Annotated in this window: 18 protein-coding genes; 10 read left to right on the top strand and 8 right to left on the bottom strand. The window is 46.2% G+C overall.

The genetic code is table 11. The features are described from left to right. Positions 1–162 precede the first annotated feature (162 nt). The 6 genes from DTQ70_RS27155 to DTQ70_RS27130 form a co-directional block, all read right to left on the bottom strand. Positions 163–3,321, bottom strand: a complete 3,159-nt coding sequence (locus DTQ70_RS27155) for a PVC-type heme-binding CxxCH protein (protein WP_122933712.1) — start codon at positions 3,319–3,321, stop codon at positions 163–165. A gap of 34 nt (positions 3,322–3,355) precedes the next feature. Further along, entirely contained in the window at positions 3,356–4,255 is a 900-nt protein-coding gene (locus tag DTQ70_RS27150) for a ThuA domain-containing protein (protein ID WP_122933711.1), read from the bottom strand. A 262-nt stretch (positions 4,256–4,517) separates the two neighbouring features. Continuing rightward, positions 4,518–6,023, bottom strand: a complete 1,506-nt coding sequence (locus DTQ70_RS27145) for a RagB/SusD family nutrient uptake outer membrane protein (protein WP_122933710.1) — start codon at positions 6,021–6,023, stop codon at positions 4,518–4,520. Between the two features lie 34 nt (positions 6,024–6,057). Then, on the bottom strand, positions 6,058–9,444 hold the full coding sequence (locus DTQ70_RS27140; RefSeq protein ID WP_229600022.1) for a TonB-dependent receptor: 3,387 nt from the start codon (positions 9,442–9,444) through the stop codon (positions 6,058–6,060). A gap of 277 nt (positions 9,445–9,721) precedes the next feature. Beyond that, positions 9,722–10,801: a FecR family protein gene (locus DTQ70_RS27135; RefSeq protein ID WP_122933708.1), complete on the bottom strand. Its 1,080-nt coding sequence runs from the start codon at positions 10,799–10,801 to the stop codon at positions 9,722–9,724. 53 nt (positions 10,802–10,854) lie between these two features. After that, positions 10,855–11,439: an RNA polymerase sigma factor gene (locus DTQ70_RS27130; protein ID WP_122933707.1), complete on the bottom strand. Its 585-nt coding sequence runs from the start codon at positions 11,437–11,439 to the stop codon at positions 10,855–10,857. A 335-nt stretch (positions 11,440–11,774) separates the two neighbouring features. Here DTQ70_RS27130 and DTQ70_RS27125 point away from each other — a divergent pair, with 335 nt between their 5' ends. Then, a complete protein-coding gene (locus tag DTQ70_RS27125; RefSeq protein WP_122933706.1) occupies positions 11,775–12,497 on the top strand; it encodes an EcsC family protein in 723 nt (240 codons plus the stop codon). A gap of 176 nt (positions 12,498–12,673) precedes the next feature. Here the strand turns inward: DTQ70_RS27125 and DTQ70_RS27120 are convergent, their stop codons facing one another. After that, positions 12,674–13,288: a response regulator transcription factor gene (locus DTQ70_RS27120; RefSeq protein ID WP_122933705.1), complete on the bottom strand. Its 615-nt coding sequence runs from the start codon at positions 13,286–13,288 to the stop codon at positions 12,674–12,676. Positions 13,289–13,306: 18 nt separating this feature from the next. Further along, entirely contained in the window at positions 13,307–15,280 is a 1,974-nt protein-coding gene (locus DTQ70_RS27115) for a tetratricopeptide repeat protein (RefSeq protein WP_122933704.1), read from the bottom strand. 189 nt (positions 15,281–15,469) lie between these two features. On the opposite strand from DTQ70_RS27115, the gene DTQ70_RS27105 reads away from it, so the two are divergent. The 9 genes from DTQ70_RS27105 (at position 15,470) to DTQ70_RS27065 (ending at position 23,134) form a co-directional block, all read left to right on the top strand. Further along, complete coding sequence (locus DTQ70_RS27105; RefSeq protein ID WP_164490235.1) at positions 15,470–15,925, top strand: hypothetical protein; 456 nt, start codon at positions 15,470–15,472, stop codon at positions 15,923–15,925. 57 nt (positions 15,926–15,982) lie between these two features. After that, positions 15,983–16,432: a hypothetical protein gene (locus DTQ70_RS27100; protein WP_122933701.1), complete on the top strand. Its 450-nt coding sequence runs from the start codon at positions 15,983–15,985 to the stop codon at positions 16,430–16,432. 38 nt (positions 16,433–16,470) lie between these two features. Continuing rightward, complete coding sequence (locus DTQ70_RS27095) at positions 16,471–17,394, top strand: hypothetical protein (protein ID WP_122933700.1); 924 nt, start codon at positions 16,471–16,473, stop codon at positions 17,392–17,394. Positions 17,395–17,608: 214 nt separating this feature from the next. Further along, positions 17,609–17,953, top strand: a complete 345-nt coding sequence (locus DTQ70_RS27090; RefSeq protein WP_122933699.1) for a hypothetical protein — start codon at positions 17,609–17,611, stop codon at positions 17,951–17,953. Positions 17,954–17,957: 4 nt separating this feature from the next. Then, positions 17,958–18,866, top strand: coding sequence for an AraC family transcriptional regulator (locus DTQ70_RS27085; protein ID WP_122933698.1), 909 nt, complete (start codon positions 17,958–17,960; stop codon positions 18,864–18,866). Positions 18,867–19,043: 177 nt separating this feature from the next. Next, positions 19,044–19,667, top strand: a complete 624-nt coding sequence (locus DTQ70_RS27080; protein ID WP_229600021.1) for a TetR/AcrR family transcriptional regulator — start codon at positions 19,044–19,046, stop codon at positions 19,665–19,667. Between the two features lie 151 nt (positions 19,668–19,818). Then, complete coding sequence (gene spt, locus DTQ70_RS27075) at positions 19,819–21,024, top strand: serine palmitoyltransferase (RefSeq protein ID WP_122933696.1); 1,206 nt, start codon at positions 19,819–19,821, stop codon at positions 21,022–21,024. Further along, a complete protein-coding gene (locus DTQ70_RS27070) occupies positions 21,021–22,142 on the top strand; it encodes a hypothetical protein (RefSeq protein ID WP_122933695.1) in 1,122 nt (373 codons plus the stop codon). The genes spt and DTQ70_RS27070 overlap by 4 nt, the downstream gene beginning before the upstream one ends. Then, positions 22,139–23,134, top strand: a complete 996-nt coding sequence (locus DTQ70_RS27065; protein ID WP_122933694.1) for an NAD(P)-dependent oxidoreductase — start codon at positions 22,139–22,141, stop codon at positions 23,132–23,134. Before DTQ70_RS27070 ends, DTQ70_RS27065 begins: the two co-directional genes overlap by 4 nt. The last annotated feature ends 7 nt before the right edge of the window (positions 23,135–23,141 follow it).

Raw genomic sequence — 23,141 nt, 5'->3', positions numbered from 1 at the left:
GGAGTCGGTCAGACGATAGTCAAACCGAGACAAACCATCGAAAAAGCACGGGCTAACGCCTCCAAATAAAAAAGTAGAGGTACACAATGCACCTCTGCTTCATAGAATTTCAACGCTGTCAGGGTTTATTATCGTAGTTGACGAACCCTGACAGCGTTTTTATTACTTCTCCAACGGATGCTCGCTCAGGAGCTTTGTTGAAGTATAAATATCGCTTTTGCTGGCCGTGGCTGCCCGTACTTCTTTTACTTTTTCGGGCGTGATGGCCGAGGCTTTGTTGCCAAACGAGTTTCGGACGTAGGTAAGCACCGCCGCCACTTCTTTGTCGTTGAGCAAGCCCGCAAACGGCGTCATCGGCACTTGGCCAGGGTATTGTTTACCATTTACTTCAATCGGCCCCATGAGTCCTTTGAGGGCGATTTTAATAAGGCGTTCTTCGTTGCCCTGCACCCACTTCGTCCCCGCCAACGGTGGAAAGCCCGAAGCTGTCAGCCCGTTCCCGTCGGCTTGGTGGCAGGTGACGCAATAGCCTTCTTTGCTATAAATGGTTTTACCCAACTTGAACAATTCCAATTCTGCTCCTTTCAAGGTCGATACTACTTCTGCTTCTTTTTTCTTCACCACATTCTGACCCTTCAAGTGAGCCACCGCTGTTTCGTGGGCGTACACCATCCAATCGTCCAATGGTTTTTTGGCGGCTTCGGCCAAGATTGGCAAACCTTTTTCTTTACCAATCCACGAGGCCGCTACAATCGCCATCAAGCGAACGCGCGTATTTTCGTCTTTGGCCGCTTGCATGAGCAAAGCCGCTTGGTCTGGCACTTGGTGGCCTGTGTAGCGAACTACTTGCACCGCCGCCGAGCGCACGCGATAATCTTTGGCTTTAAGCAACTGGCGCAATAGTTTTTGATCAACTTTATCCAATCCCCAACTTACCCAAAGTGCCTCCAACAAATGATGCTCGTAGCGCGGGTCGTTTTTGTCGAGGCTCGCCGCCCATTTCGTCATCTTCGGCAACACTTCGGCGGCATTACGGCCCCGAAGTTCGCGGCGAGTGCGGTAGCGCGTACGGTATTCGGGCAGTTTTAGGTTGTCTAACAACGTTTCTACCGAAGCACCGTCAATTTTGGCAGGAGTAACCAACGGACGCGATGGGTACGTCACGCGATAGATACGGCCGTGAACGTGGTCACGGAGGGGATCGCGGGCGTTGTGCTGCATGTGACCGATGAGGATATTGTGCCAGTCAATGACGTACAACGAGCCATCGGGCGCTACTTCCATATCCACAGGGCGGAAGTTACGGTCGGAGCTCACAATCAGGTCTTGGCGGTGTTTTGTTTTAAAACCTGTACCGTCGTCCCACACTTGGTGTTGTTTTGTTCCTAAAAAACCAATGGTATTGTTAATCAACATATCCCCTTGAACTTCGTCGGGGAAGTGGCGGCTCCAAAGGAACTCCAAGCCTGACGTTGGGCGAACCATATGGTCTTTTTCAATCAACTGAAACGACTTATGCGTAGCTTGGCCGTAGCGTGACAATACCGAGCCTGGCAACATCCAACGCACATCTGGGCTGGACGTTTCGGCAAAGAAAGGCTGCCCCCAATCGTCGAAGGCAATACCCCAAGGGTTAGGAATCGACAACTGAGCGGTGCGTTCCAATTTTTTAAGTTGGGGTGAATAACGATAAAAACCACCGTTGGTCGCGCGCACCGTTCCGTACGATGTTTCGACACTGGTGTGCAAAAACACCCCTTCTCCCGTATAAATAGCGCCCGACGGATCGGCACAAAACGCGCTGCTGTTGTGGTGCGTATCGTGGTCGTCGAAGCCACTCATCAAAATTTCTACTTTATCGGCGCGGTCATCGCCATTGGTATCCGTAAATAGCTTTAGGTTCGTTCCTTGCGAAACATACACCCCTTCATTAGCAATTTCAAAACCTAATGGCAAGTGCAACCCTTCGACAAATATCGTTTGTTTATCGGCCTTACCGTCGTTGTTGGTATCTTCAAAGATGATGATTTTATCGTTCGGCTTGGCATCCCCTGGTTTATAGTGCGGATAGCTTGGCATGGTGGCTACCCACAAACGCCCTTTGTTATCGAACGACATCTGTACAGGGTTGGCTAAATCCGTAAATTCTTTTTCGGAAGCAAACAACTCAATTTTATATCCCGCAGGCACTTTCAGTTTACTCACTGCCTCTTCTCCGTATAGGTAGGTTAGGCTACCATTTTTGTCGGGGTTAAAGTTGGTTTTAACGGGAGGTAACGTCCGAGTTTTGGCATCGGCAGCAGCAATATCCATCTTTGCTCCTTTGGAAGCTGCCAACCACACCGCCGTATCACGAATGGCCGTCATTTGGCGAATTTTCTCGATTTCAGCAGGATAATTATCGGGGCCAAACGGATTGTAGCGGCGGCCATAGACGTGTACGCCGTTGGGAATCTTGAAGTCGTTGTGCCACATCCAGTTTTTCTCTGCTACGGCCGCATGAACGAGCGTACGGTTGCTTTCGGCCTTGGCAGGCGTTTTCCCCGCTAATTTATCGGCCAAAAATACTCCAAATTTTTTATATCCTTCTTCCGTCAATTGCGAACCGTCGATGGTCAATGGTTCTTTCGACTCGGCATACCATTGTTTAGAAGGAGTGAAAGCATCAATAAACAAAAGGTTGTTGCGCGTTGCTACCTCTTTGATGGCATTGGTATAGAGCAACAAATTGGCATTTTCTTTCACGCCATTGGGCAAATCGTGCAAACTTGACAAGTCCTCAAACGCAATCGGCGAGACCAACACCAACTGAGGCGCCGCACTTCCGTTGTAGGTTTGACTGAGGGTATGTTTGATAAACGCATCCAGCTCGGCTTTGAAGTTGGCAACACCTGCCGCTCCTTGAAACGACTCGCTGTAGCCAAACATTCCCACGACCACGTCGGTTTTGAGGCGCGTCAACCACTGGTCAGGCGCGTCAAAAAAGCCTTCACTGGCTGATTTATTGGCATATTCGGTTTGAAATTTTTCAGCACCAGGAAACGCCCAAGGGTCATTTCGGCTCGCATGAGGTCGGAAACCTGGAGTATCGCCGCCGTCGCACATGTTACGAATGTACAGTTGACTATCAGGATAGCGCAGGTGCATTTCGGTTTCGAAATAATCGTAGTTCAGCATTCGAGAACCAAGGTTTCCCCCGATTAACGAAATATGCGTTCCTTTTTCAATTTTCAGTGGGGTGGCTAACTCTGGCTGAAAAGCACTGAAGGCAATGAACGCCGCACTGGCAGCGATCAGCAATCCTTGGACGCTTCTTCTCATGGATTTAGGAATTTATGTAACAGGGTTTACTTTTCTATTTTACAATACCACGATAAGGTACCTGAATCGCGATTTTTCCTTTCCATTTTTTAGGAACAGGCTTATCTAATAACCACAAAATGGCATTGACGGTTAGGCGCTGAACACCTTCTTCTTGAAAATCTTCGGGGTGCCCCATCGTAGTAAAGAAGACTTTTGCGCCTTCCTTATTTTTCCACGTCCATGCTACGGGATTATCAATTGCCGCTTTGTCAGGATTTACTGATTTTCCCAACAATAGCGAAACAGAACCTTGTGGCGGATAATCGGGTTTGACACGATACAACCAAGAAGGCACATGAAACGAGGCTGGCACTCCCCTCAAAATCGGGTGTTTGGCCGCTTCGGGAATGATGGTTACGTCGGTAGTACTTTTATGGCCGTAGTGCGTGTGCCCCGCTCTGCCCCAACCTGGAGGCGTCCCAAAAGCGCGTTCGCCAAAGGCATTCCAAACTTCCGAAGGGTCACCTTTGGGGAAATTAAAGGCGTGGGTGGAAGTACGAAAACCCATCACAGGCTTTCCCGACTTTAAGTATTCATCAATAAAAGCCAGTTGGTCGGCGGGAAGCTGCCGCCAGCGCAAAAAGAACACGGCCAAATCAGCTTCGCGGAGGGCTTCTAGTCCTGGAATGTTTTTTTCGGCGTTTTGGTCAGGATAAGAAGAAAGGACTTTGGTACGAACGCCGTAGTTTTTTTCCAACTCGGCGGCAATCAATGGTAAAGTTTGTTCGCCACTGTATTCGTGGTCGCCGCACACAAAAACCACCAACGGTTTTTTTTGTGCCAATACGCCCTGCGACGGAAGCACCCAAGCAATAAGAAGAGATAGAAGAGAAAGAATGCCAAAACTCCAAAGGGTATGGACTTTCGGGCGACGGTGGGTCGGTTGGTTCATCGGCATGTACTGATTAAGCTTCTGTATTGGTTAAAAAAAGGAAACGATGTGTTTGTATAAAAAGTAGTCAAATTGGAGTTTATACCGTAGGCTTCTGATTAAAAGATGCCTACGGTATGAATCAAGCTTTCTATCTATTTATGCACCCTTTTAATGCGTTATTTGTTAACTGTTATTCGTTAACCGCGGCTCGTCGCTACGATTTTTTGTTCAAAATCAACGACTAACGGATAACAATTAGCACTTAACTGTGCGTAAGCACCTAGTAACCAGGATTTTGCTTCAACTTGCTATTGTTACGGATTTCAGCCGTTGGTATAGGAAATAGCAACTCACGGTCTTTGAGCGTAGGGCCGTAAGAAAACTTGTGACCCACGTAGTTTTCAAACTTCTTGGTTGTGACGTTGAAGGCTTTACGCAGACGCACCATGTCGTACCACGTTTTGTTTTCAAAGCTCAACTCGTACCAACGTTCCCGCCAAATGGCTTCGCGCAGTTCTTCTTTGCTCAAGCCCTTCAATTCAGGTAATTCAGCGCGCTTACGAACGGCATTGATCGCATCATACGCCACCGCAGTTGGGCCATTGGCTTCGTTTGATGCCTCCGCCAGTGTCAACAATACTTCTGCGTAGCGCAATACTGTCCAGTTCAAGTCACTGCTAGTAGTCGAAAGTTGGGCGGTGTTGTCAAAATGTTTGTACAAATAGTAGCCTCCCAAATTACGCGTTTTGGTACGGTCGCTGCGCAACGAAAACGACGAATAGTAAAATTGCTTTTCGGCGACCCGCTTGTCTCCTTGTTCGTACGATTCCACAAACTCTTTGTTGGCAAAAATCGCACCCGTTTCGTCAGTATAAGCCGAAATCCCTTGGTTGTATGGAATAATCGACGTCTGCCAGTTGGAAGGCAATACAAAAGCGGCAAACTGCACCATAAAGATGTTTTCGCCCGTATTTTTCTTGGCAGGATTGTGCAAGTCGTCGTACGATGGGAACAAACTAAAGCTCTTCATCTGAACTACTTCTTGGGCTTTGTCAGCCGCTTTTTTGTAGTACTCCGCGCCTTTTTGCAAAGGATAGCCCGCCATCGTCAGATATACCGAAGATAGCAATGACTTCACTGCCCCGAGCGACGCCCGCCCCGTCACATCGGCATTGGGCAAACCCGAAGCCTCCGCTTCTACCAAATCAGCTTCAATCAATTTATAAATTTCTTCGACAGGAGCTTGTGGTGCGTACAAATCGGGCGACTTGAGGTCAACAGGGTCTTTGATTAACGGAATACTTCCAAAAATGCGCACCAATTCGTAGTAATACAACGCCCGCAAGAAACGTGCCTCGCCCAAATACCGCTTTTTGGCAGCCTCGTTCATCGTAATGCCAGGAATTTTGGCAATGGCCAAGTTGGCATTGGCAATGCCACGGTAATGGTTGGTCCAGTACGTAGCCCCGTAGCCGTTATCGGAGTTATTGACCAAGTTGCGCACAAAAATACTGTTTTGGGCTTGCCCCAATTCAGTATTGGCCAAGCCCGTCGCAAATTCTAGCATCATCCAAGGCGCGCCTCCAAAACCTCCACCCAATACGTTGCGGAGGTTTTCGTAGATGGAGTTCACCACACTTTCGGCGTGTTCGGGTTTGGTGAAATAGTTTTCGAGGGTGAAGTTTGAGCGGTCGGGTTCTTCCAAAAACTCCGAGCAACTTCCTGCCGACACCAATAGCGCTGCGCTAATTACCCATCGGCTGATATATTTTACTGTCGCGTTCATGCTTGATTTCTTTTTAATAAAGGTGATACAACAATTACAAACCGATATTTAACCCTACCATAAACACCCGTGGTTTTGGATAAGCGTACAAATCCACGCCTTGATCGAAAGCCGAACCTGAGGTAGAAACCTCGGGATCATAACCTTCGAACTTGGTTCTGAGGAAGAAATTCTGCACCGATGCAAACGCGCGCAAACGGTTCAAATGAATTTTCTCAATCATTTTGGTCGGGAAGCGGTACGACAACAACAGGTTGCGTCCACGAATGAACGAGCCATCTTGCACGCGGTCGGTGTCGTTGTTGGTGTTATAACCTGCCGAAACGGGGCGAGTTTGGGCAATGTTGGTATTTTGTCTTTCAGGCGTCCAAGCGTTCAATACCGTTTTGAAACTGTTGGCAATTCCCGTGCGGTCTTCGGCAGAGTGCTTGCTTCGGAACAACACGTCGTTGCCGTACATAAACTGCAAGTCTATCATTAACTCCAAGTTTTTGTGCGAAAACGTATTGCTCAACGTCCCAAACCCATCAGGAATCCCTTTGCCAATAATGACACGATCATTGTCGTTGATAACGCCGTCTTGGTTTACATCTTGGTACTTGATGTCCCCAGGTTTTTTCAAATAACGTGCAGCTTCTGATTCTTCGGCCAAGCTCCACGTGCCTTGGTGAACAAACCCAAAGAACGACCCCACAGGCTGTCCTTCGCGAATGATGGTCGAGCCATTGAAAATGTCGGCACCGCCCGTCAAGGCAATTACTTTGTTTCGGTTGATAGAGATATTAAAGGCTGTACTCCAGTTGAAATTAGGGGTTGCTACGTTTACGGAGTTAATTCCCAATTCAATCCCACGGTTTTCCATGCTACCGATGTTCTGGCTCACGGTCGTATAACCACTACTTGATGGCACAGGCGCGCTCAAAAGCATATCAGAAGTCAGCTTGCGATAAACATCAAATTCGAGGTTCAGGCGGTTGTTAAACAAACCAACTTCGATACCTGCATCCACTTGAGCCGTTTTTTCCCAACGCAAATCAGGGTTGGCCAAACGGTTGACACCAATACCAATCTGACGCGTATTGTTAAAAATTACTGAGTAGTTGCCCAATCCCGCCAAGGCTTGGTAGGCCGTAATTTCGGAGTTACCCGTCAAACCGTAGCTCGTGCGTAATTTCAGGTTAGAAATAACAGGTATGCCTTTCATAAAATCTTCGTCGATGACCCGCCACGCTAACGCTGCCGACGGAAACACCGCATACCGGTTGGCCGAACCAAATTTAGACGAACCATCGATACGCCCCGTAAAGGTCAACAGGTATTTTTCTTTCAAACTGTAGTTGATACGACCAAAGTAAGAGTTTAAGCCATAAGCACTTGTGCTTGAAGTCGGCGCCACGGCCACCGCCCCTGCCCCTAAATTATTGAACTGAAAATAATCATCTTGGAAACGTTGGGCTCTTGCTTGCGACGAGAAACGATCAACGTGCTGCCACGCCAAACCCAGCAAGGCATTGATGGAATGAATCGACTTAAATTTGGTATTGTAGGTCAAGTAGTTTTCAAACTGCCAAGAATTATGGCGTTCGTTGGTAATATAGGCATCTCCTCCTTGGTTGCGCGAGATGTAATTCAACGTCCGACCACCATAGTAATCATTCCGTTGATTGATAACATTCGTTCCGAGCGTTGTGCGTAGTTCTAGCCCTTTAGCAAGTGTAATATTGGTATAAATATTCCCTAACATGGTTTGGGTTTTGAGGTAATACAAACGCTCCGTTGCCACGTGGATGGGGTTTCCTCCTCCTTCCATTCCTGGGTAGTCTTCGTTTCCTCCCCAACGGCCATCAGGATAGCGTACAGGGATGATTGGTAACGCCTCCAACACCTGACGCATGGCAATGATACCTCCCGCGCCAAGCGGGTCAACTTGGCTTTCGTTTTGATCGTTGTAGCTCAACGCACCGCCAACTTTCAACCATTTTTTGATTTGGCTATCCACCACAAAACGCCCCGAAAAGCGCTTCAACCACGAGCCCGTCATCAATCCATCCTCGTTGCGGTAACCCAAGTACACCCCAAAATTGTCTTTTGAGTTTCCACCCGTAAACGATAATTGGTGGTTTTGGGTCAATGCCTTCCGAAACGACTCATCTTGCCAATCGGTGTTGTACAACGGCTTACCGCTGGAGTCAAACAAAAGCGGATTCGTCCGTTTGGTTTTGGGGTCAACATACTTGCCACCTGCCCAACCTACGGGATCGTATTTTCTAGCATTTTCGTAGGCAACATCTTCTATTCGCAAAAACTCTTCTGAGTTCAGCAACGGAATTTTGCGGGGCAATACGCCCACGCTGAAATCGGTATCATAGCTGACCCGCCCACCGTCTTTGCTTCCGCGTTTGGTCGATACCAAAATAACCCCGTTGGCACCGCGCGCTCCGTAAATAGCCGTAGCGGAGGCATCTTTCAACACTTCAATCGACGCAATGTCGTTGGGGTTGATGTAGTCCATGGGCGTACTCCCGTTGGCAAGGTCAGCGGCGTTCAAAATCACCCCGTCAATCACGTACAGAGGGTTATTAGCCACACTTACCGACGTATTTCCACGAATACGGATGTTGGCACGACCTCCTGGGCGTCCCGAGTTAACCGATACGTTTACGCCCGTAATTCGTCCCGAAAGGGCTTGGTTCAACGACGCCGAGGGGCGTTCTTGCAAGGCTTCCCCCTTGACAGTACCTACTGCACCCGTCAAGTCTGATTTGCGCTGTACTCCGTAACCTACGACAATGACTTCTTCCAACGACTTCGCATCGACTTTGAGCGCGATGGTTAGTTGAACCTGATTTCCTACCATTACTTCTTGAGTAACATAACCCAAATAGCTAAATACCAACGTGGCATTATCGTTTGGGACTTCCAAGTCAAAACGACCATCGGCGTTGGTTGTCGTACCACGGGTCGTACCTTTCACGACCACACTGACGCCTGGTAATCCCGTACCCGATTCATCATTGACGACCCCGCCAATTTTTCGGGCCAGCGGCACTACCGCCTCGCGGGGTAAAGCTCCCGATGACGCAGGAACTGGAGCCGCTTCTTTTTCGGGCGTCAGGATAATTTGCTGCCCGATAATTTCATAACGTAGCCTAAGCGAACGGGTGAGTTTTCCCAATACCTCCGAAAGAGGCTCATTGGAAGCAATTAGCGTGATTTTACGGTCGGCAGGAAGGGCCGTCGGACGGTAAGCAAAGCGGATTTTAATCTGCTTTTCAATGACCGTCAACGCTTGCCTTACTCCCTGATTTTCAACATGTACAGACACTTTTTGCTTGAGAATTTCTTGGGCATTGACTTCATTGGCCAACGACACACCCGTAAAAATCACCGCCAGCAGGCATTGTATCAGTGATAATTTCATAAGGTGGTAAAAGAGGGGTTTGAAACGTACCTTTGTTTTCATTAGATTTGAATGTTTTTGTTAAGAATTAGGCAAAAACTCCTCCCTCACGTCTTTTACGAGACGCTTGCCGATCGACCAAAATCACAAGGGGAGGCTAACAGCACCAGCGGTGTTGCAACCACTGCTGGTGTTTTTTTACATCAGGACGAACAACAGAACTGTTTCATAGTATAAAATTGGGGTTACGGGGTTAAGTAGAAAGGTTTAATAATATATCGCTTTAGCAAGTGAGGCATCAACACCCTTTGCCATAAATAATCACCTGACCATCAATCAATTTATAGTCTGCATCTAAGACTTTACAAATCACTTCCAGCTTCTCAAAAAGGTTTTCGTCGGTAAGGTTAATGGTAAGCAAGCAGTTTTTCAATACCTCTTCGTCATAAACTACCTCAATGCCATAGGCTTTTTCTAGGGCCGCAAACACCAGTGGCGCGGGTGCGGCGTCAAAAACAAAACGGGCCATTTCGGCGGGTGGCAATAGCAGCGTAGGCGTTTCAACGAGTAGCTTTCGGATGGTTGCCTCACTGCGGACAAATACCGCTTTCTGGTTGGGCGTGAGCACAATGCCTTTACTTTCGGGGTCTTGGCGAGGGTCGCGTCGGTCGGCATATACCGACACCCTTCCCGACTTTACTGCCACGGTCACGTCGGGGTCTTTTTCGTAAGCAGCAATATGAAAACTTGTCCCTAACACTCTAGTCACCAAGCCATTGGCAAAGACTAAAAAAGGACGTTTTGGATTTTTTTCTACGTCAAAAAATGCACCTCCTTCTAAATACACTTCACGCGTATCGTTCTGAAAACGACGCGGGTACTTCAAACGGCTGTTGGTTTCTAATTCCACCCGACTGCCATCTGAGAGTTGAATGAGCATCATTTTGTCCGATGAATTAACGGCCTCCATCCATTCTGGTAGTGCTTTGGTGGCCACTTCTGTTTTTGCGGCAGGAACAATTGCGCCTCTTTGCCAAGCAAAGCCCAGGGTCAGCACAATCACTGCCGCAGCTGCCCAGCCTCCTACGCGCCAAAACCACGACGCCGTCCGTACATTCGGCGTTGATTCTAACGTATCTATGGTATGTTCTATTCGCTCCCAAATCACGGCGGCGGCTACGCTTTCTGCGTTTGAATCGTGTAATTCTTGAAGCCCCAAAATAAGTCGGCGTGCTTCTTCAAGTTGATAATAACGTTCGGGACAATCTCGTAAAAATTGTTGCCAAAAAGCATCACTCTCGGGCGTAGGCGCACAAACCCAAGCCCGAAAATACTCATCGGCGGCAAGTTCTTCGGCTGTAAATTGGTAATAGTCCATAGGTTAAAGATGTTCGATTTTAAAAAATAGGGTGTGGATAACGAGTTTCTCTGCTAGTAGAAAAAAAACATCGTGAGCGCCATCGAAAAAATTCGGACGGTTTCGCGCAATGTTTTCAGGGCGGTGTAAATAAATCGGCAAGCTGATTGATAATTCACGCCCATCAATTGGGCGACTTCTTCGTTACTAAACTGATGGGTAAATCGTAAATCAATGGCCTGTTGCTGGCGTGGACTAAGCGTTTGGTAGCCTTCCCGCAAGCGTCGTAATAGCTGCTCTTGACGCTCGTTCGAAATCCATTGGTGCTCAATGGTACCTGCTTCGTCGGCATTGTCAACATTATCAACGTTGGTGGCGGCATAAAACTCATCTCGCTGCTGCGCCCGCGTAATTTTGTTTCGCAACGACCTAAACAGGTAAAATTTGATGGAATCGGTGTCACTGAGGCGAGTTCGGCTTTGCCACAATTCGATAAACAAATCGTGGATACTGTCTTCTATCAGGCGCGCATCTGAGGTAATTTTGTGCCCATAACGCACCAACTCTTGGGCATACAGCTCATAAATTCGCTTGAAGGCCCATCGTTCGCCTTCGCGAAAAGCATCCCAAAGTGCAGTATGTGAATGGTGTGGAGTCACAGAACGTCAGATTAAGTAGTACAGTCGAATATCTTTCGATAGCTTCAATTACTAATGCCAAGAATGCCGTTTTTTAATCCTATTTTTTCTCATTATTTTTTTATTTTTTTTATTCCTCTATTTTTTTTCACACAAAATACCACATAACAATTTGATTATCAACCACAATCCAAAAATGTTACGCCTCTCCGAGGCGTTTTAGGAATGGACATTCAACATCTACAAAGGTTGCGCCTCGTCGAGGCGTTTTTGGGGATGGGAATTCAACCAAGGGTTTTTCTATTTTTCGTATATTTTTAAAATTTCAGTAACTTGACTGCGTCACCCATCCTATTATGACCCCCTACGAAGAAACTATCGCAAAAGAACTCCGCCTCTGGCAACGTCAAATGCAACGAAAACCCTCAGCGGCCAATCGCCTCGCCAAAGCCACCCAAAAATGGATTAATGGGTTGATTCCTGAGAAAATCCACGAAATCATCACAACTACCATCAAGCAAATGACGCGCGGCGTACTTTTTGGAGCGGAGTTTATCACGCCACTCCCCGCCCCTGTGACTAGCCTCGAAGAACAAGAAGAGGAGGTGCGGCGGCGAATTAGTTTTTACAAAACCGCAGGTGCTGCCGAAGGGGGTGTTGCAGGTGCAGGCGGCTTCTGGTTGGCTTTGGCCGACTTTCCGTTGCTGCTTAGTCTAAAAATGAAGCTCCTTTTCGACATTACGGCTTGTTATGGCTACCCCATCAACGATTATCGGGAGCGGATTTTTCTTCTACACATTTTTCAGTTGGCGTTTTCGAGCCAAGAACGGCGGCGCGAGGTATATCTGCAAATCGTCGATTGGGACGAAAAAAGTAAGCTTTTACCTCAAGACATACATGCTTTCGACTGGCGTACGTTTCAACAAGAGTACCGCGACTACATTGATTTGGCAAAAATGGCGCAACTCATTCCTGGCATCGGCGCTGCCGTGGGGGTGGTTGTGAACTATCAACTCATTGACAAACTGGGCAAAACCGCCATGAACGCCTACCGAATGCGGAAAGGTGTGGGAAAATGATGGAAAGGGTGAAGGGCAAGGAGCAAAGGGCGAAGAGCAAAGGGCAAGGAGCGAAGGGGTTAAACAGAAAACCCAAAACAGTTTCGTGCTGAGGGTTGCTCACAACCCGAATCCTCATGCCAAGGGTTTCTCAAAACCCGAATGAAGTGACAAATAAAACAAGGACTCCGAAGGCATTAGCCTGAAAGTAACCCTTGCTGCGCCGCAAATTTAATGAGTGCGGCCGTGTTGGCAGCCTCAAATTTCAACAGTAAGTTTTCGCGATGGGTCTTCACAGTAGCTGGACTCACAAAAAGCTTTTCTGCAATCTCGTTGTTGGTCATTCCTTCCGAAATCAGTCCCAACACTTCTTTTTCTCGACGGGTTAAAAACGGCACTTGTACCGATTTAGGAGTTACCTCTTGCACATTCACATTCATGTAATACCCTCCCAAATGCACTTGCCGAATGGCTTTGACCAGTTCTTCTTTGGGTGAACTTTTAATCAAATAGCCCATGGCTCCATTTTGCATCATTCGACTTACGTGACTCCGTTCGTTGGAGGTTGTGAGCGCAACGCATTTGATGTGAGGTAGCTTATCCCGAATCTTTTTACACAACTCTACTCCGCTGATTTCGGGGAGGTTAATATCTAAAAAAGCGACATCAACGGGCTGTTTTTTCAACGCTTCGAGCGCATCAATGGCGTTGGAGGCTGTGCCCACCACACAAATATCCTCACAGTCGTTGAGGAGCGATTTCAAGCCTTCGGTAATTAGCGGGTGGTCATCTACTATAAATACGTTTATCATCTCGAATCGTGTTTTGGGCTACAATTTTATTTCAATTTCTACCGAAGTACCCTCTCCTACTGTGCTTTGAATATCCAGCGTACCGCCTAAATAGGCCACCCGATTTTCGATGTTTCGCATTCCTGCGCCTTTCTGGTTTTCAGCTTGTTTTACATCAAAACCTTTACCATTGTCCTCTACCGTCAGATGAATTATTTCTTCTCGCCGAACCAACTGCACATAGGCATCAGTGGCTTGGGCATGTTTGAGGATATTGTTCAGCAATTCTTGCACGATGCGGTAGAGCACCACTTCGACCGACGAATCAAGTCGATTTTCCATCCCAAGTACTTGCAGATGGATCTTGATTTGCCCCGTTTCGTTGAGATCTTCGCAAAAATCTTTCAGCGAGTCAGGCAGGCCATAGCGTACGAGCGCTTCGGGCATCATACTGTGAGCGACGCGGCGCATTTCATTAATGGCGAGATCTAGTTGTTCCAACGCCCGAGCAAATACGACCGTACTTGCTTCGGGCAAAATAAAGTTTCCTCTCACTTTCCCTAAGGTTAGTTTTACGCTTGTTAAAATTCCGCCCAAGCCGTCGTGCAAATCGCGGGCTACGCGCGTTCGCTCTTCTTCTTGGCCTTTTAAAATAGAATTGGTGGCGACGAGTTGTCGTTCTTGCTGTAATTGTTGAATTTCTTTTTCTTTCAGAAGGGTTTGCTGTTGGGCTATTTTTCGTTGGTTAGCCGCGTTACGATACATCAATATTCCAATGCTTGCTATGAGAATTAGTCCCACCACCAACCCATAAATGAGCGTATTTTGGCGGCTTTTGTCTTTTTCTAACTGAAGAATCTGATTCTCCTTCTGCACTGTCTGGTATTTGGTATCTATCTCGTTGAGCTTTAGCTTGGTTTCTTCGGCTTGAATGCTGTCTTTCAGGGCATTGTACTGGGTAAAATAAGCAAAAGCCTGTTGGTCGTTGTTGAGTTGATGATATGCCTCCGCCAAGCCTTTCAACGCCCTTGTTTTGGCTTCTAGGCGGTTCCCTTTTTCGGCTAATTGAAGCGCTTGCGTCAAAAATGGAATCGCTTCGGCAGGCCGTTTCAATTCTTGATAACAGCGTGCAATGCCCATTGAGCTGCTTATCTGAAAAGTCATTTTTTGGGTTTGTTGAGCATACTGCAACGCCAATTGGTATTGCCCGAGGGCATTTTCATAGTTCTTTTCAGCCATCCCAATTTCTCCCAGCACGGCGTAATAGCGCATATAAACGACGGGGTTTTTAAGGTCGTTGACCAAAGTTTGAGTGGTAAGCAAGTATTTTTGGGCACTATCCAATTGATTGTTTTTGATGAAGCTATTCAACAAATAGATGTACGATGTCGCCAAATCAGCATCCTTCAGATCCGCATTAAGGCGCGTTTTTACTGCTTTTTTGGTATAAATAATGGCTTTATCGTGCTGGCCTACTTTGGTATATAAATTACTAATATTGAGATACATATTTCCCACCGCCACAAACCGCTCAGGAAAGGCAGACGCCTGCCACACGTCCAGCGCTTGTAGCTGTAGTAGAACAGCTTTTTCGATGTCTCGTTTGGTCTCAGCAATGAGGCTCAAGTTTCCCAAGGCAGTAGCTACACCCAACGGCGCCGTATCTTTTTTACTTCTTTGGTAATGCTCGCAGCTTTTTTGAAAATACGCCTCAGCTTCATCGTAACGGGACGTTTCTAAATAATAAACACCGTAAGAGTTGTAAAGAAGGCCATAGCCGTATTCGTAGTTGTGTTTTTTACACAATGCCAAGCCTTCTTTCAGCAAAGCAAGTGCCTCAGCAGTATCGGAGTCCATGATGAGCATCCGCGACAAATCTCCAATAATGTGAATGCGTGAGGTATCAATCTTCTCTTTTTTTAGCTCTTGTCGATAGCTATCAATGAGTTCTTGTTGGCTCCATACCAAACACGGTACTACCATCAAAAATACAAGCGTGAGTAATGGTTTCATTGAGGTAAAGGACAGGGTTTTCCCTTCTAATTTACGACGGTAAAGTTCTGGAACAAAACCATTTAATAAAATCCTCCAAAAGGCGGATTTTTCAAAAACCCGCCTTTTAACCGATTGATTTTGGGAGGGGGGCAAGTGTAGTTTTGTAGAGCAAAAAGTTCTTTTCTTTCACTATCAACGCTCACAAAAATGAAACTTCTAATTGCACTCGCCGTGATTGTATCTAGCACAATCTTCTCAAACGACAACAACATTCTTTCTGTGGGTTCTTCTTCGACAAAATTGTCGTCGAGTCCTCACGCCATCATCAAAGTAAAACTCAAGTTTGGCAAAAAAAGCTCGGGATGTACCCGAACAGGTGTTTGCAGCTTTCAGTCGGAAGGCCCGATTGATATTGACATTAGTGCGGTAGAGCCCAACACAGGTATAGGAACTGCCAGTATGTCTAATGGAAAACTCGTTGTGAATCTCCTCAAAAGCTCGATGTCCAGTGAGACTATCTCAAAACACTTTGCCAATAATCAATTTGTGGTCGAAGAGCCTTACAAAATAGAGTTAGAGAATACACTAATTAGCTCTTATCTTATTCGTAAAGGCACGTATGAGGTCACCGAAAATGGCAAAATGTTAACGATTGAGTTTTAAACCCCACTCGGAAGAAGTGGTTATTTAACTGCTTCTTCCTTTTTTCCCCTACCCATTATGAAATCTTCTAGCAGCATTCGTAACGCTCTTTTCTTTGTAGCTTTCACACTCCTATTTTTTTCCTGCCAAAAAGAAGTTGAGCCCTCGCTTGCCGACCAAGTGGCAGGCGAATACACAGGTACTTACTACACTGTAGGAACTACGCGCATCAGCCTACCTGCTACCAACGCCGCAGGGGTAGTAGCCACCAGTAAAATATCAGTAACAAAAGTCGGTGACGAATCAGCCAATTTTAAAGTCACCTTTACCCTTACCGATAAAGCTGGCAAAGCCGCAGATTCATTTCAAACCTACGATGGCCTCATTCTTAAAAAAACAACCACTGGCGAAATAGAAGGATACCAAGGCTCTACCAAGCTCGTCACCTTTATCAATGGTGAACTAGGGGTTATTGCTCCCGACCCAACACCCTCAAAAACAGTGGTGTTTTACGGGAAAAAGAACTGAGCTTTTACCTAAATACGCTATCATCCATCTTTACTTTTATGGCTACTTTTTCAAAACTATTATTGGTTTGGGTTATTTTTTTTGGGAAAAATGTACTAGCCCAGGCCGATTCCACTGCAATTGAGGAAGACACTACGGCCAAAGCCTGGGAAATTGCCATCAATTTGGGCCTCAATCTCTCGCATACCATGCAGGTTAATGGCGTCCCAAACACAGGCAGGTTAGGTTTTTCGACCACCAACGGCATCGACCTCAATATCAATTATACCAAAAACCGTATCATTTCGACCAACGAATTTCACTGGCAGTTTTCCCTTTACAAAGCGGGTCTAAAAAGCATTACCCAAAAAACGGCCGACGAACTACTCAGTTTACACGACTTATCCACAGGGTTATCCACCGACCGTGAATGGAACATCAATATCATCGCTAAAACCAAAACGGGCGTGTTCAGCACCTACGAAGACGGCATGTTTCGAGATACCACAGGTGGTAGTAGAGTCCAAAGTTTTCTGAACCCCTACGAACTGATACTTTCACCTGGAATCAAGTGGCAACCTACCAAAGCTTTTCGAGTCTCGCTTTCGCCCTACACCTTCCGAATTTATGGACTTATAAGTCAGGCCATTGCAAACACTGGGCTATATACCGAAGGCTATCAACCCAACGGGAGTGATTACGTCAAACAAATCATCGAAAAACAAGGAGCAGAATTGAACATTTGGTACGATCGCAAATTTAAGAAGTGGCTTCAAATGCAATACCGCTTAGCCATCAAGTCGAGTTATGCTGAAAAATTATTGGACAATGGCGCCCTTGATGGCCTTTTTATCACCAAAATCAAACTCATCAAAAACATCTACCTGACCCACCGCGCTACGCTACGAGGAGCATTGGAAGAGAAACCTTTTAAGCCTGTTTATATCCAAGTAATTACGCTGAGCTACGCCGTAACACTCTGATTATTTTTATTCTGCCCTCCTCAAGTGGTACTGAAGCAATTCGGCACCACTTTTTGTTGTAGCCCCTAGTCTGTTTTCCAATTGTTGTGTTTCTCTTTGTATTTTTAGCTACAACATTGCGACTTTTGGCTACATCCTTTGTCTAATTGTTGCAGAACTTTGCACTATCAAATAGCTCCAAAAATTGGGGTAACTAAAAAAAACAAAAGCAACAATGAAATTCGTCACCATCGCACTCCTGCTCATTTCATCGTTTTTGAGCCTCAAACACGGCTGGGATGCCTTCCAACCCGCCACTGCCGAGCAAGCCAAAATGATGGCCGACTTGGGTATTGCCAAATCCTTCATGCCTTTTGTGGGCGCACTCTCCATTATTATCGGCTTGATGCTCCTCTTTCCTCAAACTTTTTTTGTGGGTAACTTGCTCAATGCGATTGTTATTCTCTTGATTATGGCGTTTTCGTTGCGGGCAGGAAACGTCAAAATGGCCTTCATCGAAATTCCATTTCTAGCTTTGCCGCTATTATTGATTTGGTTAAAATACCCTTTTAAATTTTAACATTATGCCCCAAGAAAAACCATACCGAATCAAGTCCATCGCCGAAATTCATCGGTTGATGAACCTGCCGAAGCCTCAGCACCCGCTTATTGGCATGATTGACCTCAAAATACTGAAATCTGCCCCCAACATTCAGGCTGTGCTTTCCGATTTTTATGTGGTTTCGCTCAAAAGAGGCTGCGACAAATTATTTTATGGACAGCAAAAATACGACTTCGACGAAGGCTTGTTGGCTTTCATTGCGCCAGGTCAAATTTTGCGCGGAGAGGCCAACGTCGTCCCTCAAAACTTAGAAGGTTGGATGCTCTTTGTTCACCCTGATTTTTTGTGGAACACCCCACTTGCCAAAAAAATTAAACAGTACGAGTTCTTTGGGTACTCGACCAACGAAGCTTTATTTTTGTCCGACAAAGAGGAAACGACCATCAACGGTATTGTCAATAACATCCGTGAAGAATACCACGCCAACATTGACAAATTCAGCCAAGACGTAATCATTGCCCAGCTGGACGTGCTATTTACCTACGCCCAACGGTTTTACGAACGGCAGTTTATTACCCGAAAAATCACCAACAATCAGATTCTCACCCGCTTAGAAGAGATATTGAGTACCTATTTCAACAGTGAAGATTTGGTCTTAAAAGGGCTACCGACAGTTCAGCAAGTTGCCGATTCGCTTAACCTCTCGACCAAATACCTGAGTAGTATGTTAAAACAGCTTATCGGACTCACTACTCAGCAGCTTATCCACGAAAAACTGATTGAAAAGGCCAAAGAAAAACTGTCCACTACCGAGCTGACTGTGAGCGAAATTGCCTACGAATTGGGATTTGAGCATTCTCAATCTTTCAATAAACTATTCAAAGCCAAGACCAACCAAAGCCCGCTCGAATTCAGGCACTCCTTCAATTGAGGTAATCAGTAGCTATTCAATATTACCTATTTTGGCCTCGTAAAATTGGTCAAAAAAAAGTTTTTCTTGTACTAATCAAATGGTTTAAACATTTGTTTAAAAATAGTATTTAAAATAGTTGTTCAATCAAAAATTTGTTTTCACTTTTGTTGCGGAAATTTGAAAATGGAGGTTATCGTGACATGTATTACTCAGTCTAGTGAAGAGAGAATCAAAGAAGCGGCAAGGGCTATTTTTTTGAAAAAGGGGTACGCAGGAACAACGGCAAGAGATATAGCTGAAGCGGCCAACATGAACATTGCTTTGACGAATTATTATTTTCGAAGCAAGGAGAAATTGTTTATTGAGATTTTCAGGGATTTGTTCAACTACTATTGCCAAAACACCCTGAGGATTTTTGAAAAACCCGTCGGTATTCGCGAGAAATTAATCGAATTAATTGAAGAGGATTTCAGAGTCATGAAGGCAGAACCCAACTTGGTGCTGTTTCTGATGAAAGAAATTCAGCGCGACCCCGAACAACTTCTCCCCGAGTTATCGAAGTTTAAGGAGTTAATACACGGCACATTGACCAGTCAAATCAAGGAAGAAGTAAAAAATGGTCGGATGCGCGACATTAGCGCCGACCACTTAGTACCGCTCATTATGGGAAGCCTTCAATTCGTTTTTGTGGGCAAAAACATGCACATGAAGCTTCACAACACCAGCGAAGAAGAATTCAACTGCTTCGCCGAGTGCCATAAAGACCTTATTATCAGCATGATTACTGAGTACCTGTTTGTTCCGGAAACGGCTTCTTAGTTTTTCTGTTACTATACAAACAATTCTGAAAAAAGAGTTGTTTGTATTTCTAAGGATAGGACATTACCTAACCATCATTACACTAAAAATCAAAGTGCCGATGGATCATCGGTTCGGTTGTATCATCAAAGTCTGACACGCTATTGACAGTATGGGAAACAAATTACGCAACAAGCTCGCGGAGTTTAAGGACGCTGCGATTGCTAAAGAGAAAGGAATCTACCCCTATTTCAGACCTATCGAGTCGGGGCAAGATACTGAAGTTCTCATCAACGGCAAACCCGTTTTAATGTTTGGTTCTAATTCTTACTTAGGACTAACCAACCACCCTTACATCATTGAGGCTTCTCAAAAAGCCGCTGAAAAGTACGGGACAGGTTGTGCAGGTTCACGGTTTTTGAACGGTACGCTCGACATTCACATCGAACTAGAACGCCGACTAGCCGCCTATGTAGGAAAAGAGGCCGCTATCTTGTTCAGCACGGGTTATCAAGCCAACTTGGGGGCACTTTCTAGTCTGACAGGTCGCCATGATTACATTTTGTTGGACGAAATGAACCATGCCTCCATCATTGACGGAAGTCGGCTATCGTTTTCCAAGGTCATTAAGTACGCCCACAATGACATGGAAGACCTTCGCAAAAAACTTAGCCTCCTGCCCGACGAAGCAGTGAAACTCATTGCGACCGACGGAATTTTCAGCATGGAAGGCGACATTGTAGATTTGCCTGCACTCAATAAGGTAGCCGCGGAGTTTGATGCGTCTGTTCTAGTGGACGATGCCCATAGCTTAGGCGTTATTGGCGAACGCGGAGCGGGAACTGCCTCGCATTTTGGCCAAACCGACAACACCGACTTGTTTATGGGTACTTTTAGCAAGTCATTGGCATCGTTGGGAGGGTTTATTGCCAGCGACAACGAGACCATCGAATACCTCAAACACCGTGCACGTTCGCTCATATTCAGCGCCAGCATGACCCCCGCTACGGCGGCGAGTACGATTGCGGCACTCGACATTATTGAGTCCGAGCCGTTTCACATCGAGCGTTTGTGGGCCAATACCCGCTATGCCAAAGAATTATTGCTCCTCAGCGGTTTTGATTTAGGCCCAACGGAAAGCCCAATCCTTCCAATTTACATCCGTAACAACGAACGTACATTCCTTATTACGAAGCTGTTACAAGACGAAGGAGTATTTGTCAACCCCGTTGTATCACCAGCAGTACGCCCCGAAGACACCCTCATTCGCTTTTCGCTGATGGCCACGCATACCTTCACCCAAATCGAAGAAGCCGTGGATAAATTGGCACGAGTTGCCCAAAAAGTTTGTCCTGAAGCGCTAAAGCAACATATATGATTCGTATAGCCCCCGTAGAGTCTAACAAAGAAGTAGGGAAATTCATTGATTTTCCACACGATTTGTATAAAAACGACCCCAATTACGTACCCGAACTCTTTATTGCCCAACGTGATATGCTTTCTCCCAAGAAGCATCCATTCCACGAACACGGGCAGGTAAAGTTGTTCTTAGCCTATAAAGACAACCATATTGTGGGTCGAATTGCGGCAATTGTCAATGGCAATCACATCGCATTTACGGGGAAACAAGACGGATTTTTTGGTTTTTTTGATTGCATCAACGACCAAGAAGTCGCCAAAGCACTGATTGATACCGCAGCAAATCACCTGAAAGAGAAAGGTTTAACCCGCCTCATTGGTCCCGTTAACTTTTCTACCAATGACCCCTCTGGGGTGTTAGTTGAGGGTTTTGAACGCCCACCCATCGTGATGATGACCTACAACGCGCCCTACTACGACACGTTGTTGTCGAGCATAGGGTTGCGAAAAATGACCGATTTGCTGGCCTACGAGTTGGAAGTGAGCGAGTCTAACGACCGCTCTATCAAACTGTTGGAGGTGTTGCAAAGCCGTTTGAAAAACAAAGGAATCACGATTCGTCAGGTAAACCTCAAAGACTTTAAAAAAGAGGCCGTCAAGATTCGTGAAGTATATAACAAGGCTTGGGATAAAAATTTGGGGTTTGTCCCCATGACCGACAAAGAGTTTGACTTTTTGGCCAACGATTTGAAGTTATTACTCGACCCTAGGTTTTGCCTAGTAGCTGAAAAAGACGGTGAGTTCATCGCTTTTGCCCTCGGAGTTCCTGACCTCAACCAAATCTTGATTAAAATCAAACGAGGTCGGTTGTTTCCAACGGGTATTTTCAAGTTACTGACCCAACGCAAAAACATTACTCGTTTGCGCGTATTGGCGCTTGGCGTCCTTGAAAACTATCGCAAAATGGGCATCGAGGCCTGTTTGTACGGTTCTATCATTAAAAACACGTACGGGACAAAAATCACGGGTGGCGAATGTTCGTGGATGCTTGAAGACAATTACCTCATGAACCACGCCATCGAACAAATCAACGCAAAATTATACAAGCGGTATCGGTTGTACGAGAAAGAATTATGAGCGGTCGGGTTTTGATAACAGGGGCAAGCGGGTTTATTGGGTACCACTTGATTGAGGCAGCCCAAAAAGCGGGATTGGAAGTCCATGCCGCAGTGCGCCCGTCGAGTGATGTATCGCACCTTGCGCCATTGGCTCCCGTTTTTGTGTATCCCGATTATCGTTCTACCGACGCGCTTCGGTCGTTTTTGGAAAAGGGTCAATACCAGTACATTATCCACTCAGCGGGTGCAACGCGCGCCAAAGACAGTGCCACGTACAACCTTATCAATGCCGAATATACCCGTCGGTTGGCCGAAGCCGCCTGCCAAACCAATCAGCCGCTGAAGCGATTTGTATTTGTGAGCAGTTTGGCCGCCCTTGGGCCATTATCGTACGCTGAAAAACAACCGATTACCGAAAATACGTCACCAGTGCCTGTCACCGATTACGGGAAAAGCAAGTGGCTGGCCGAACAATATTTAGCTGAAATAAAAGGATTGCGAACCTCCATCATCCGCCCGACGGCCGTTTATGGACCCCGTGAGAAAGATTTATTCATCCTTTTCAAAACCCTTAATAGCGGCATTGACGCGTACATTGGTCGTGGTTCGCAACGTTTCAGCTTTGTTTACGTAAAAGACTTAGCAGATGCAACGGTAAAAGCCCTGCTCCACCAAAGCACCGCTAACCATGCCTTCAACGTATCGGACGGAGGAGCTTATGACCGTTATGAACTCGCTGAGATTTTCAACGCATGGAGTGGCAAAAAGCCCGTTCGGATTCATATCCCCTTGGGATTGATGAAAATCGTCGCAACGGCTTTAGAAGTAGGCTATACATTTTCAAAAAATACGCCCGTCGTTAACCGCGAAAAACTCAAAGAACTGACGGCCCAAAACTGGTTTTGTAGCATCGACGCCGCCCAATCGCAACTCGGCTACCAACCAAAATACGACTTAAGAAAAGGGGTTATTGAAACCCTAACCTGGTACCGAGAAAACCAATGGCTTTGACAGCCAA

The organism is Runella sp. SP2 (assembly GCF_003711225.1).
Lineage (GTDB): Bacteria > Bacteroidota > Bacteroidia > Cytophagales > Spirosomataceae > Runella.
The sequence above is the reverse complement of the archived record's forward strand: the minus strand, read 5'-3'. Positions and strand labels throughout refer to the sequence as shown.